Source organism: Achromobacter mucicolens, from assembly GCF_902859725.1.
Lineage (GTDB): Bacteria > Pseudomonadota > Gammaproteobacteria > Burkholderiales > Burkholderiaceae_B > Achromobacter > Achromobacter mucicolens.
In genome coordinates this window covers 41,634-54,424 of the sequence record NZ_CADIJP010000012.1, presented here as the reverse complement: position 1 = coordinate 54,424, position 12,791 = coordinate 41,634, and the positions used below count along the sequence as shown (strand labels likewise).

Annotated in this window: 13 protein-coding genes and 1 tRNA gene; 11 read left to right on the top strand and 3 right to left on the bottom strand. The window is 62.7% G+C overall.

Features of this window, described 5'->3' with window-relative positions; genetic code table 11:
- The first annotated feature begins 190 nt into the window (after positions 1-190).
- From pstS to HV786_RS16675, 5 genes are all read left to right on the top strand, one after another.
- Positions 191-1,231, top strand: coding sequence for a phosphate ABC transporter substrate-binding protein PstS (gene pstS / locus HV786_RS16695; protein WP_128827366.1), 1,041 nt, complete (start codon positions 191-193; stop codon positions 1,229-1,231).
- Positions 1,232-1,332: 101 nt separating this feature from the next.
- Complete coding sequence (gene pstC / locus HV786_RS16690) at positions 1,333-2,349, top strand: phosphate ABC transporter permease subunit PstC (protein WP_056326851.1); 1,017 nt, start codon at positions 1,333-1,335, stop codon at positions 2,347-2,349.
- Positions 2,350-2,373: 24 nt separating this feature from the next.
- On the top strand, positions 2,374-3,228 hold the full coding sequence (pstA, locus tag HV786_RS16685) for a phosphate ABC transporter permease PstA (protein ID WP_082586400.1): 855 nt from the start codon (positions 2,374-2,376) through the stop codon (positions 3,226-3,228).
- A 48-nt stretch (positions 3,229-3,276) separates the two neighbouring features.
- Positions 3,277-4,053: a phosphate ABC transporter ATP-binding protein PstB gene (pstB, locus tag HV786_RS16680; RefSeq protein ID WP_056326853.1), complete on the top strand. Its 777-nt coding sequence runs from the start codon at positions 3,277-3,279 to the stop codon at positions 4,051-4,053.
- Positions 4,054-4,111: 58 nt separating this feature from the next.
- Positions 4,112-4,188 (top strand) — tRNA-Pro (locus HV786_RS16675).
- A gap of 138 nt (positions 4,189-4,326) precedes the next feature.
- On the opposite strand, the gene HV786_RS16670 is transcribed toward HV786_RS16675, so the two are convergent.
- Together HV786_RS16670 and HV786_RS16665 are read right to left on the bottom strand one after the other, a co-directional pair.
- A complete protein-coding gene (locus HV786_RS16670) occupies positions 4,327-5,307 on the bottom strand; it encodes a Bug family tripartite tricarboxylate transporter substrate binding protein (RefSeq protein WP_128827367.1) in 981 nt (326 codons plus the stop codon).
- 32 nt (positions 5,308-5,339) lie between these two features.
- Positions 5,340-6,290, bottom strand: a complete 951-nt coding sequence (locus tag HV786_RS16665) for an alpha/beta hydrolase (RefSeq protein WP_128827368.1) — start codon at positions 6,288-6,290, stop codon at positions 5,340-5,342.
- A gap of 83 nt (positions 6,291-6,373) precedes the next feature.
- On the opposite strand from HV786_RS16665, the gene HV786_RS16660 reads away from it, so the two are divergent.
- Positions 6,374-7,267, top strand: coding sequence for a LysR family transcriptional regulator (locus HV786_RS16660; RefSeq protein WP_128827369.1), 894 nt, complete (start codon positions 6,374-6,376; stop codon positions 7,265-7,267).
- A 57-nt stretch (positions 7,268-7,324) separates the two neighbouring features.
- On the opposite strand, the gene HV786_RS16655 is transcribed toward HV786_RS16660, so the two are convergent.
- Positions 7,325-7,972, bottom strand: a complete 648-nt coding sequence (locus tag HV786_RS16655; protein ID WP_056326861.1) for a BON domain-containing protein — start codon at positions 7,970-7,972, stop codon at positions 7,325-7,327.
- Between the two features lie 327 nt (positions 7,973-8,299).
- Between HV786_RS16655 and HV786_RS16650 the strand changes: the two genes are divergently transcribed.
- The 5 genes from HV786_RS16650 to HV786_RS16630 all read left to right on the top strand — a co-directional run bounded on the left by HV786_RS16650 (position 8,300) and on the right by HV786_RS16630 (position 12,774).
- Positions 8,300-8,455 (top strand): hypothetical protein, encoded by a 156-nt coding sequence (locus HV786_RS16650; RefSeq protein ID WP_155739284.1) that lies wholly within the window; start codon positions 8,300-8,302, stop codon positions 8,453-8,455.
- A gap of 53 nt (positions 8,456-8,508) precedes the next feature.
- A complete protein-coding gene (locus HV786_RS16645; RefSeq protein ID WP_128827370.1) occupies positions 8,509-9,198 on the top strand; it encodes a phosphoribosyltransferase in 690 nt (229 codons plus the stop codon).
- A 29-nt stretch (positions 9,199-9,227) separates the two neighbouring features.
- Positions 9,228-10,586, top strand: a complete 1,359-nt coding sequence (locus HV786_RS16640) for an erythromycin esterase family protein (RefSeq protein ID WP_128827371.1) — start codon at positions 9,228-9,230, stop codon at positions 10,584-10,586.
- A gap of 50 nt (positions 10,587-10,636) precedes the next feature.
- Positions 10,637-12,202 (top strand): bifunctional aminoglycoside phosphotransferase/ATP-binding protein, encoded by a 1,566-nt coding sequence (locus tag HV786_RS16635; RefSeq protein ID WP_128827372.1) that lies wholly within the window; start codon positions 10,637-10,639, stop codon positions 12,200-12,202.
- A 116-nt stretch (positions 12,203-12,318) separates the two neighbouring features.
- A complete protein-coding gene (locus tag HV786_RS16630; protein WP_252869993.1) occupies positions 12,319-12,774 on the top strand; it encodes a hypothetical protein in 456 nt (151 codons plus the stop codon).
- The last annotated feature ends 17 nt before the right edge of the window (positions 12,775-12,791 follow it).

Below are 12,791 nucleotides of genomic sequence, written 5' to 3'. Positions count from 1 at the left end.
AAATGGGCTTTTTTCATTCAGGGACGGGCTTCCCCATGCCGCCGCGCGGATCCGGCTTCGCGGGGCCGGCACCCGGGATCATGACTGTCATGGTCTTGTCACGTTGGACTCCTAAGATGCGAGGGTCGCTGAAAGACAGGCAGCTAAAAAGCCTGCCAAGACTCCTTTAACGAGCACAGAAGGAACCCAGATGTTCAAACGTGTCTTCAAGCAAGTTTCCGTGGGCGTCGCGCTGAGCGCCGCCGTTTTCGCTGTCCAGGCCGCCAACGTGACCGGCGCCGGCGCATCGTTCCCGTACCCGATCTACGCCAAGTGGGCGTCCGACTACAAGGCTGCGACCAACAACGCGGTCAACTACCAGTCCATCGGTTCGGGCGGCGGCCAGCAGCAGATCATTGCAAAGACCGTCGACTTCGGCGCCTCGGATGACCCGATGAAGGCTGCCGACCTGGAAAAGCACGGCCTGCTGCAATTCCCCGCCGTGATCGGCGGCACCGTTGCCGTCGTGAACGTCGACGGCGTCGAGCCGGGCAAGCTGAAGCTGTCGGGCAAGGTCCTGGCCGACATCTTCCTGGGCAAGATCAAGAAGTGGGATGATGCCGCCGTCAAGGCGCTGAACCCTGACCTGAAGCTGCCGTCGGCCGACATCATCGTCGTGCACCGTTCGGATGGCTCGGGCACCACCTTCGGCTGGACGAACTACCTGTCCAAGGTGTCGCCGGAGTGGAAGTCGCAAGTCGGTGAAGGCAAGGCCGTCAAGTGGCCCACCGGTCAGGGCGGCAAGGGCAACGAAGGCGTCGCCGCCTACGTCGGCCAGCTGAAGAACTCGATCGGCTACGTCGAATACGCCTACGCCAAGCAGAACAAGCTGGCCTGGACGCAACTGCAGAACAAGGACGGCAAGTTCGTCCAACCCGAGCAAAAGGCGTTCGCCGCCGCGGCCGCCAACGCCGACTGGAAGAGCGCGCCGGGCATGGGCGTGGTCCTGACCGACGAGCCGGGCGCCGATTCGTGGCCCGTCACCGCCGCTACCTTCATCCTGATCCACAAGTCGCAAGACAAGCCGGCTCAGGGCAAGGCGGTGCTGGAGTTCTTCGACTGGGCCTTCAAGAACGGCGCCAAGTCGGCTGAAGCCATGGACTACGTGCCGCTGCCGGAAGCCGTGACCAAGGAAATCCGCGCCGCCTGGGGCGAAGTGAAGTCCGCCGACGGCCAGGCTGTCTGGAAGTAAATCAGTAACGCGCGGCCCCGACGCCACCCGGCGGGCGGGGCCGCCGCCTGTAATTCGACCTACCTGCTGTTCCCCCCAGGTTTCCTAAGGAAAGTCCATCCATGAGCGCGGTAATGGATAATAGTGTGCCGCTTCCGCCCAGCGTGGCGGATTCCGTGACTACCGGCACGCCTTCGCCTATGAAGCAAACAAAAAACGCGCTGATGGATGCGCTGTTCAAGAATCTGACCCGCCTGTTCGCCTTCCTGGTGTTCATTCTGCTGGCGGCAATTCTTATCTCCCTCATCTATGGCAGCCGCGAATCGCTGGCCAAATACGGCCTGTCGTTCCTGTGGCTCAATGACTGGGATCCGGTCAATTCCAATTACGGCGCGGTCGTGCCGATCATCGGTACGTTGCTGACGTCCGCGATCGCGCTGATCATCGCCGTGCCGGTGTCCTTCGGCATCGCCATCTTCCTGACCGAACTGTCGCCGACCTGGCTGCGCCGCCCGCTGGGCACCGCCATCGAAATGCTGGCGGCCATCCCGTCCATCATCTACGGCATGTGGGGCCTGTTCGTCTTCGTGCCCGTGTTCCAGCAGTACGTGCAGCCGTTCCTGATCGCGACATTGGGCAATCTTCCCATCATCGGCGGACTGTTCGCGGGTCCGCCGTTCGGCATCGGCATCTTCACCGCAGGACTGATCCTCTCGATCATGATCATCCCGTTCATCGCCGCCGTGATGCGCGACGTGTTCGAGCTGGTCCCCGCGATGCTCAAGGAATCGGCGTACGGCCTGGGCAGCACGACCTGGGAAGTGATGTGGCGCGTGGTTCTGCCCTTCACCAAGTCGGGCGTCATCGGCGGCATCATGCTCGGCCTGGGCCGCGCGCTCGGCGAAACCATGGCCGTGACCTTCGTCATCGGCAATGCGTTCAAGTGGTCCGGCTCGCTGTTCTCGCCCGGCAACTCCATCGCCTCGGCGCTCGCCAACGAATTCAACGAGGCGGGCGGCATCCAGAAGGCGGCGTTGCTGGAACTGGGCCTGATCCTGTTCCTCATCACGACCATCGTGCTGGCCCTGGCCAAGGCGCTGCTGGTCCGCCTGTCCGCTGGCGAAGGCAAGAAGACCTGACGCCCGGAAGCACAAGGAAAAACCATGGCTGAATCCGTACTCAACATGCAGAACGGCATCTATCGCCGGCGCCGCGTGGTCAATCGCATCATGCTCGCCGTGTCGATGACGACGCTGATTTTCGGCCTGTTCTGGCTGTTCTGGATCATTATCACGTTGCTGATGAAGGGCGCGCCCGCGCTGTCGTACACGCTCTTCACCGAAATCACGCCGCCGCCGGGCCAGGCGGGGGGCTTGCTCAACGCCATTCTCGGCAGCGTGATGATGGCGGGCGTCGGCACGTTGATCGGCACGCCGGTGGGCATCCTGGCCGGCACCTATCTGGCTGAATACGGCCAGCGCGGCTGGCTGGCGCCGGCCACGCGATTCCTGAACGACGTGCTGCTGTCCGCGCCGTCGATCATCATCGGTCTGTTCATCTACGCCGTGTATGTGGCGCAGGTGGGGCATTACTCCGGTTGGGCCGGCGCGGTTGCGCTGTCCATCCTGGTGATTCCCGTCGTGGTCCGCACCACCGACAACATGCTGCTGCTGGTGCCCAATAGCCTGCGCGAGGCCACCGCCGCGCTGGGCTGCCCGAAGTGGCGCATGATCACCATGGTGTGCTATCGCGCCGCCAAGTCCGGCATCATCACCGGCGTGCTGCTCGCCATCGCCCGCATCTCCGGCGAAACCGCGCCGCTGCTGTTCACCGCGCTGTCGAACCAGTTCATGTCGCTGAACATGAACGGTCCGATGGCCAACCTGCCGGTCGTCATCTACCAATACGCCGCCAGCCCCTTCAAGGACTGGAACAACCTGGCCTGGGCCGGCGCGACGCTGATCACGCTGCTGGTGTTGGGCATCAACATCATCGCCCGCAACTTGTTCCGCAAGTAAAGATCGCTATCCCGGCGCGCCAGCCGCGCCGGAGCCAAGGGAAATGCAATGGAAAACACCGCTACCGCAGTCAAGAACAAGCTCGAGGTCAAGGACCTGAACTTCTACTACGGCAAGTTCCACGCGATTCGCAACGTGAACATGTCGATCCAGGAGAAGAAGGTCACCGCCTTCATCGGCCCGTCGGGCTGCGGCAAATCGACCCTGCTGCGCACGTTCAACCGCATGTTCGAGCTCTACCCCGGCCAGCGCGCCGAGGGCGAAATCCTCCTGGATGGCGAAAACCTGCTGACGGCCAAGACCGACATCTCGCTGATCCGCGCCAAGGTCGGCATGGTCTTCCAGAAGCCCACGCCGTTCCCCATGAGCATCTACGACAACATCGCCTTCGGCGTGCGTCTGTTCGAACGCCTGTCCAAGGGCGAGATGGACGAGCGCGTGGAATGGGCGCTGAGCAAGGCCGCGCTGTGGAACGAAGTGAAGGACAAGCTGCACCAGAGCGGCAACAGCCTTTCCGGCGGCCAGCAGCAGCGCCTGTGCATCGCCCGCGGCGTCGCGATCAAGCCCGAAGTCCTGCTGCTCGACGAGCCGTGCTCGGCGCTGGATCCCATTTCCACCGCCAAGATCGAAGAGCTGATCGCCGAACTGAAGAACGACTACACCGTCGTGATCGTGACGCACAACATGCAGCAGGCCGCGCGGTGTTCGGACTACACGGCGTATATGTACCTGGGCGAACTGATGGAATTCGGTCAGACCGACCAGATTTTTGTTAAGCCCTCGCGCAAGGAAACCGAGGACTACATCACGGGCCGTTTCGGCTGACCGCAGGGTCGGGCGCAGCGCACGCCAGACAACAGTTTCTGGTATAGTCTCCACCCTTCGGGGCGTAGCGCAGCCTGGTAGCGCATCTGCTTTGGGAGCAGAGGGTCGTGAGTTCGAATCCCACCGCCCCGACCAATATTCATGCGGGTCTCCGGATTTCCGCAGTGCAAGAAAAGACGACAGGTGGCCCATCCTATGGACCACCATTCGGTAGGACAACAAAATGGCCCCAAGCTCACAAAGCTTGGGGCCATTTTGTTCCGTCCCTTCCTTCTACTGCCGCGGGATCTTCGCTTCTTCGATCAGCTTTTGCCATTGCGCATCGCTGCTCGCCACGAACTGCCCAAACGCCGTGGGCGAGGTGGGCGGGCTGACCTTCACGCCCAATTCCTTGAACCGTGCCTGGATCTCCGGCTTGGCCATGACACGGCTGAACGCGGCGTTCAATGTCTGGACGATGGGTTCCGGCGTATTCGACGGCGCGAAAATTCCGGTCCAGAAGTAGTAGTCCATCCCTTTGAGTTCCGGTGTTTCACTGGCCGACGCCAAGTCTGGGTTGCCGATGTCGCGGTCGCGGCTCATGACGCCCACGCCCGTCACTCGCCCGCTTTTGATCAGTTCAAGCAGGGCTGGCAGCCCAGACACCGCGATATCCACATTGCCGCCGATGACATCGGTCGCGATCTTCGAGGCGCTTGCATAGGGAATGAAGGTGATGTCCGTACCGGTGGTGAGCTTGAAGCTCTCCATGGCGATGGCGGGCAGCGAGCCGACGCCCGTGGCGCCGTAGGTCAGCTTGCCCGGGTTGGCCTTGGCGCGCGCAATCAGGTCGCCGAACGATTTCACGCCCAGGTTCGGGTTCGCCACCACGCCGACGCCGCTTGTGCCCAGCGGCGCGACAGCGGCCAGGTCGCGGTAGGTGTACTTGGCCGACGATTGCAGAATGGGCGCGATCACGACGTCGGACACGATGCCCATCAGTACCGTGTACCCATCGGGCTTGGCGTTGACGGCGCGCGTGACGCCGATGATGCCTCCGGCTCCCGCGACGTTCTCGATGACGACGGTCTGGCCCAGTTCGCGGCCCAGTTCGGGGGCAATGATGCGAGCAAACGTGTCCACCGAGCCTGCCGGCGCGTAGCCCACGATGAGCTTGATGGGATGGGCAGGGTATGCCTGCGCATGCGCCGCGCTCGTTCCTCCCAACACAAGGGCTCCCAGCAGCGCTGCGCTGGAAAGGGTTCGAATGTTCATGGTTGTCTCCCGTTGTTGTCGTTTGTGTTGCTTCAGCTTTGCAGCCAGTTCAGGACGCGTTGGAACACCTCGTCGCTATTGCGGTCCATCATCGGCAGGTGCGAATTGCCCGCGATGCCGCTGGCGGGCAAGTCCAGCACCGTTACGTCGGCGCACCCCCGTATGGAATCCAGGTAACGCTCGGCTTGTTGGCGGTAGCCGACCCAGTGCGATCCCGACGGTTCGATGAAGTCGCCCCACACCACAAGATGCGGCGGCAGCGCTTCAATCGGCGCCGCTTGCGGCATGCCGCCGGGCTCCACGCCCACCACCCGGCGCACCGCGCGTGGCCGACGGCGCGCAATTTCGGCTGCAAAGCCCGCGCCTTGGCTGTGGGCCACGATATGGCAATGTCCCACCCGGTCGATCAACGCTTCATAGGCCGCGAGGATCATGGACTCGTGGCCCGGCCAGCGCGGCACCCATTGATTGGCGAACGCGTCGAACGCCTCGGTGGGAAACTGTTGCCCTGCATAGGCTTGCCGCCGCGCAGGGTCCGGGTCGTAGACAGGCCCGATGCGAAACGTCGTCCACGCCTCGCGCTTGGTGCGAAAGACGGGCGCCTCGCGATACACCTGCGGGAACCGTGCCCATGACGAACGGCCCCGTTCCACCGCATCGCTGACCAGCACGTCGTAACCGGCGTCCAGGAATTTCCACAGCCAGCCGTTGCGGCCATCCGGGGTCGTTTCCCAGGTGCAGCCGGTCATGCCCCCGCCATGCCACAGCAGCACCGGATCCGGATGGCGGGGCTGCGCCAGGCGGTACTCCTGGACATACATCTGCCCATAGACCTGTTCTCCGTTCGGGTTGACCTCGCGCGGCGATCCGTTCAGGACCATGCTGCGATATTCGACCGGCAGGCCTTCCAGCACGGCGGTCGCGCCGCCCACGAAGAAGCTGCTCATCGATTTCAGGAAAATGCCCTTGCCTTGTGGATTCATGATGGCTCGTCGAAGTAATGCCGGCATGTTCGGCCAGCGCGTATAGTTACGTCTATCGAAAAAATTTCAACGATTATTAATCCATGAGAATCAATTACGATCTGGAAGATATCCGCGCGTTCTGCTGCGTGGCGCGCATGGGTCAATACACGTCGGCCGCCGCGTTGCTGTGCGTCACGACGTCGGCCTTGAGCCGGCGCATTGCGAAGCTGGAATCGGAAATTGGCGGGCGGTTGTTCGAACGCACGACGCGCAGCGTGGTGCTGACGTCGGTGGGCCGCGCGCTCTATGAGCGCGTGCTGCCTATCGTGACGCAGATGGATGCCAGTCTGACCGAGGCAGCCCGCCGCGCGCGGGGGCACGAAGGCACGCTGATGGTGAGCACGGTGGCCTCGGTCGGCTATTCGGTGCTGCCGAAGGTGCTGCCCGAGTTCTATGCACGGCATCCGCAGGTGTACCTGTCAATCCGCGACGGCAACGCCACCGTCACGACGGGCCTGGTCGAAGAACGCGAGGTGGAATTCGGCATCACCACGCCGGTGTCATTCGGCCCCACCCTGGAGGCCGAGCGCGTCGCCACCTATGGCTTCAATCTGGTGTACGCCGAGCGTTCTGCCCTGGCGCCACGCAGCCGCAAGCTGTCGTGGAAAAAGTTGCCCGGCCTGCCGGTGGTGGGACTGAATCCGGTCAGTTCCACCCGCCTGCAGATCGACAGCGTCCTCAATGCCCGCGGGCTGGAGTTGCCCTGGACCATCGAAGTGGATCAGCTAGCCACCATGATCGGGCTGGTGCAGTCGGGCAATTTCGTGACCATCATGCCGGCATTGTTCGAGGCGCATGGTTATGGCCTGAAGTCGATTCCGGTCCTGGATCCCGACATTACGCGGGAGGTGTACATCGTGCGCCGGCGTGACAGCACGCCGACGCCCCAAGGCCAGTATCTGATGGAACTCGTGCGCGCCTACCTGGCGCGTTGAGTCACGCCAATTGATTCGGCGGTTGCCCGCCGGCAAGCCGCAGCGCAAGCGCCGCCATCAGCCCACGGTGAGCTTGTCTTCCACGCTTATGACGCTTGGCGCGCTCCATGCGGCCTGCTCGGCGACGCGCCTGTCGGCCAGGCTATTCACTTTTCCCATCAGCGTGACGTGCCTGTCGTGCACGGCCACTTGAATATCGTGTGCTTCCAGCGCGGCGCTTCGTTTCAACGCGTCCTGAATTCGCTGTTTCACATCGCTGATCTGCGCGTTGTTCGACAACTTGATCTGGTTCGCGACGCCCTTGACGCCGGATAGGCGGCGAATGGCGCTTTCGGCCGCCACGCGTTGGAAGTTCCAACTGACCTCTCCGGTCAAGGTCACCCAGCCGTGTTGCACCTTGACCTGCACCTTGTTGTCGGGGATGGACACATTCCAGCCGATGCTGGTGATCGCGCGTTTGGCCAGCTCTTCGTCCGAGTTTCCTTGCTCGTAGCCGGTTCGGACCTCGAGCTCCTGCGCGATGCCTTTGACGCCTTTCACGTGTGCGGCAATCTTCTCTGCGTCGTACTTTTCGCTGAACGTGCTGACATGCCCCGTCAGCGTTACGACCCCTTGGGAAGCCGCGACCCCGATGCCGGTCGCATCGACGCGGGGATCGAACTCCAAGGCGTCCAGCACGTGACGGCGAAGTTCTTCGTCTTTCATGATGGCTCTCCTGTCGGAATAAGGGACGAGTTAAGGGGTACGCGTGTTCCGTCGCGCACCCCGGATTCGGCGCTCTTCGCATCGATTTTCCCGGGGCAGGGCGAGTCAGTATTGACGATCGTCAATGGAAAAATGGGGTGCGTTTCATGCCGGGCGTTCGGGGGGCGACGCGTGCAAGCCCGCCAAGCGGGGCGCGTCTGTGCCCCTGGCAAAGATTCGATGAACGGGTGGTTGGAAAATTCGTGATTTTCGTCAACAAGGCGCCGCGGCGCCGGTTCATGATGGGCTATCCCGCCGCGTCGGGCGGCGAACGTCCAGGAGGCCATCATGCAGCAACCCGCCAAAACTCCCCCGCCGAAAGCCAGAAAAGAAGAGGCGCGCCAGAAGGAAGACGCCGTGGCACAGCGGCAGAAGGCCGAAATGGCCGAGTCGCTGGGACGGCACAAAAATACTGGCCAGAAAGATCACAAGGGCGCGCGTTGATGTCCGCGCGGGTCACGGCCTGGCAAGACAACGGGCTGGGGACGCAAGAGATCATGAACATTCTCTTCAGAAACCGGCGCGAGGCCGGGCTGTTGCTCGCGCGGCAATTGGCCCGATATGCGGGGCGGCCGGATGTGATCGTGCTGGCGTTGCCGCGAGGCGGCGTGCCGGTGGGATTCGAAGTCGCAGCCGAACTGGATGCACCCCTGGACATCAAGGTGGTGCGAAAGATCGGAATGCCGGGGCATCCCGAATACGCCATCGGCGCGATCAGCAGCGATCAGTCGCTATTCCAGACCAGGGAAATTGAGGCCTACGGCGTCGATCCAAAAGCGATCGAGTCCATCGTGACGCGTGAACGGAAAGAAATCGAGCGCCGTGAATCGCTCTATCGCGCGGGGCGGCCACCGCTTCCATTGCAGGGAAAAGTCGTCATCGTGGTGGATGACGGCCTTGCGACGGGTTCGACCATGCGCGTGGCGCTTCAGTCCGTACGCAAGAATAATCCTGCATGGGTTGTTGCCGCCGTGCCCGTTGCCGCTGCCGAGATCAGGCAAGAGCTTGAGGGCGAAGCGGACGAGGTCGTGTGTCTGCATACGCCGACGCCGTTTTATGGCGTCGGGCAATGGTATGCGGATTTTGAACAGACTGCGGATAACGAGGTTCTGCATCTGCTGCACGAGGCGCAACGCCGGCATCCGTCCACCGCGTCGACGACGACTTCTTCGTCGCGCAATGGATGATGCCCCCTGGTCCAGCCTTTGGAGTGCACATGGAAACCGCCATCGATGCTCACGCCGCCACGCTTGCCCAACTGTCTGCGGCAGCGCGGCCGCTTACGGGAGGAATGACGGACTACGACGCGCTTCTTGAACATATCGGCGGCGCGCGCTTCGTGCTGATCGGCGAAGCCAGTCATGGCACACACGAATTCTACGAAGAACGGGCTCGCATTACGCAGCGGCTGATCGCCGAAAGGCGATTCTCTGCAGTTGCGGTCGAGGCGGATTGGCCCGATGCCTATCGCGTCAACCGATACCTGCGCGGCCAAGGCGACGACAATTCCGGCGAGCAGGCCTTGGCCGGGTTCAAGCGATTTCCAACGTGGATGTGGCGCAATACCGAGGTCGTCCGGTTCGTGGAGTGGCTTCGGTCTTTCAACCAATCGTTGCCCGCACACGCGGCGCCCGTCGGTTTTTATGGGCTAGATCTATATAGCCTGTTCACGTCCATTGCCGAAGTGCTGAAGTACCTGGATGAGGTCGACCCCGATGCTGCGCGTGATGCGCGTCAGCGTTACGCCTGCTTCGATCATTTCGGCAGCAGTAGCGAGCGCTACGGCTACTTTGCGCACCATGGCATGTCGGCGTCCTGCAGGGACGCCGTGATCGCGCAAATGCAGGATCTCAATGCCCGTGCGGCCGAATATATGAGGCGCGATGGCCAGGAGGCAAGCGATGCGCTCTTTTACGTGCAGCAGAACGCGCGCCTGATCGCAAACGCCGAGCAGTATTACCGAACCATGTTCGACCAGCGCGTTTCGTCCTGGAATCTGCGGGATCGGCACATGATGGAAACGCTTGATGCGCTAGCCAGGCATTTGCCTCGGACAGAAGACGGCCTGCCACCAAAGATCGTGGTGTGGGAACACAATTCTCATGTGGGCGACGCGCGTGCCACGCAAGTGGGCCAGGCCGGCGAGTTGACCGTGGGACAGTTGGCGCGTGAATCCTATGGCAAGCAGGCGTTTCTGATCGGACTGACGACCTACCAGGGCAGCGTGACGGCGGCGGCCGATTGGGACTTGCCCGCCGAGCGCATGCGGGTGCGCCCTGGCCTGCGGGGAAGCTACGAATCGCTGTTCCATGAGACGGGCCTTCGCCGCTTCATGTTGCCGCTCAACAGCGATCAAGAGGTGATGCGGGCGCTGTCGACGTCCCGCCTGGAGCGCGCCATTGGGGTCGTCTACCGTCCGGAAACGGAACGAGGCAGCCATTATTTTTACGCCTGCCTGCCACGGCAGTTCGACTGCGTGCTGCATTTTGACGAGACGCGAGCGGTTGAACCTCTGGAATGGGGCGACATCTGGAAATTGGATGAAGCGCCAGAAACCTTCCCCGCAGGGTTCTAGCGGGGCCAGCACGTCTGACCCAACGGCATTGCGATGCGAGGCGGACCTGCATGAACCAGACAGATGAACACGTGGACCCGGACGCGAGGGGCCAGGCCGCAACGCTGGAATTCTTGACCCGTCCTGATGTTCACGGCGTGCCTGCGGGCGACATCGTCACGATACGCACCCATATCTCCGTTATTGTCCTTGCCGGGATTCGCGCTTTCAAACTGAAAAAGGCGGTGCGCTTTCCCTACGCCGATTTCTCCGCTGCGGCGCTGCGCTTGGCGGCATGCTTGCGTGAACTTGAGCTCAACCGGCGAACCGCGCCCGATCTGTATGTGGCGGTGCGGGAAATCAGGCGTGACGATAAGGGCAATCTGAATTTCGACGGCCCCGGAGAACTGATTGATGCTGTCGTGGAAATGCGACGCTTCCCGGACGATGCGCTGCTTGAAGCCGTCGCGCAGCGGGAAGGGCTGACCGACGCGCTGGCGGAGCGCATTGCGGGAGAGATTGCCAAGTCTCATGACAACGCGCCGGTCGTGGGCGGCGTCGATGTGCCTTCCAGGCTGGCCCACGTGCTGGCCGCGGCGGAGAAACTTCTTGTCGCGGCCGGCGTGCTGCCTGGACCGAAGATCGAGGTGCTCTGCGGCGCGATTCGTGACGAGTTGGACAAGCAGGCACCGTTGCTGGCCGCGCGGGCGGCGGCGGGGCATGTGCGCCATTGTCACGGGGACCTGCACTTGCGCAATATCTGCGTGATCGATGGGGCGCCGATGCTGTTCGACTGCCTCGAGTTCGATGATGCCCTTGCCACCATCGATGTGCTGTACGACCTGGCATTTCTGATCATGGATCTTTGCTCGCAGGGGTTTTCGCGGCAAGCCAACGTCGTGCTGAACCGATATCTGGATCTCTGCCACGATGACGCGGGCATGGCGCTGATGCCGTTGTTCCTGGCCATCAGAGCCGTCATCCGCGCCCACGTCCTGGTCGCGCAGGCCGAAGAAGCCATCGACACCACGCGACCGTCTCTCCTGGGAAAGGCCCAGCGCTATATCGATACCGCGCTTGCCTGCCTGTCGCCGCGCGTTGGGCGTCTGGTTGCCATTGGCGGGCTCAGCGGCTCGGGAAAATCATCGTTGGCCGTCGCGATCGCGCATGCGCTTGGCCCGATGCCGGGGGCTCGGATACTGTCCAGTGACCGTATTCGCAAGCAGATGTGGGGAGTGCCGGCCTCATCGAAGCTGCCCGAAATGGCTTATCAAACCGACTTTTCCGAAAGCGTCTACGCGGCACAGGCCGTTTGCGCGCAGAAATTGGTCCAGGCTGGTTGCGCAGTGATCGCCGATGCAGTGTTTGAGCGGGAGGCCTGCCGCCAGCGTATTGAACAGTGCGCGGCGCGTGGTGGGGTGCCCTTCAGCGGGTTTTGGCTCGATGCGTCACCGGCCGCGTTGTCGGCACGCGTGAATCAGCGTACGAATGACCCTTCGGACGCCACTGAGGATGTGGTGCGCGCCCAATTGTCGCGGCAACGCGACGTGAAAGGCTGGACGCATGTCGATGCGCAACGCCCGCTGGAATGTGTCGCCGCATCCGTCCTTGCCCACCTGGACGGGCATGGGTCCTGACACATCGCGTTACTTCGTTCGTGGCGACCGATGATTGCCGCATGTTAGATATATCGGCGGGAGTCACCGCTCGGCGCGTCGCCGGGCGCATCCCCCCTTTTTCCAAGGAGCCGACCATGAATGCTGTTCAAGTGTCCCTGAAAAGCGTTTCCGCGATCCTTTGCCTGGCGGGTCTGGCGTGGACGGCTGGCTCGGCCCGTGCTGCCGACACCAGCGCCACCTCGCAAGCGCAGCATCAGCAGGATGTCGCGACCTGCAAGAGTGGCGCCTCCGGCCAACCGCTGGAGACATGCCTGCGCGAAGCGGCCGCGGCGCGGCAAGAGCGTGATCGTCAGAACCTGAATGCGCAGAGCCCGGAGCAGCTCCGCCAGAACGAGCTGGCGCGATGCAACCGTCTGCCGGAATCGCAGCGGCAGACCTGCGTGGCAAAGATGAACTCGCCCACCAGTGTGCAGGGCAGCGTGCAGGGGGGCGGCGTACTGCGCAAGAAAGAGATCCAGGTGCCCGCTACGCCGGCTACCCCGGCCAATCCCGCCACGCCGGCCGGCAGTGCGCCGGCTCCCGCGCGTTGAACGGGGCGTTTCAGCCC

Coding starts and splice junctions, on each gene's coding strand:
- HV786_RS16640 (WP_128827371.1), top strand. CDS start 9,228: ATGGAAACCGCCATCGATGCTCACGCCGCCACGCTTGCCCAACTGTCT.
- pstB (WP_056326853.1), top strand. CDS start 3,277: ATGGAAAACACCGCTACCGCAGTCAAGAACAAGCTCGAGGTCAAGGAC.
- pstC (WP_056326851.1), top strand. CDS start 1,333: ATGAGCGCGGTAATGGATAATAGTGTGCCGCTTCCGCCCAGCGTGGCG.
- HV786_RS16645 (WP_128827370.1), top strand. CDS start 8,509: ATGAACATTCTCTTCAGAAACCGGCGCGAGGCCGGGCTGTTGCTCGCG.
- HV786_RS16630 (WP_252869993.1), top strand. CDS start 12,319: ATGAATGCTGTTCAAGTGTCCCTGAAAAGCGTTTCCGCGATCCTTTGC.
- HV786_RS16650 (WP_155739284.1), top strand. CDS start 8,300: ATGCAGCAACCCGCCAAAACTCCCCCGCCGAAAGCCAGAAAAGAAGAG.
- HV786_RS16660 (WP_128827369.1), top strand. CDS start 6,374: ATGAGAATCAATTACGATCTGGAAGATATCCGCGCGTTCTGCTGCGTG.
- HV786_RS16655 (WP_056326861.1), bottom strand. CDS start 7,972: ATGAAAGACGAAGAACTTCGCCGTCACGTGCTGGACGCCTTGGAGTTC.
- HV786_RS16665 (WP_128827368.1), bottom strand. CDS start 6,290: ATGAATCCACAAGGCAAGGGCATTTTCCTGAAATCGATGAGCAGCTTC.
- pstS (WP_128827366.1), top strand. CDS start 191: ATGTTCAAACGTGTCTTCAAGCAAGTTTCCGTGGGCGTCGCGCTGAGC.
- HV786_RS16670 (WP_128827367.1), bottom strand. CDS start 5,307: ATGAACATTCGAACCCTTTCCAGCGCAGCGCTGCTGGGAGCCCTTGTG.
- HV786_RS16635 (WP_128827372.1), top strand. CDS start 10,637: ATGAACCAGACAGATGAACACGTGGACCCGGACGCGAGGGGCCAGGCC.
- pstA (WP_082586400.1), top strand. CDS start 2,374: ATGGCTGAATCCGTACTCAACATGCAGAACGGCATCTATCGCCGGCGC.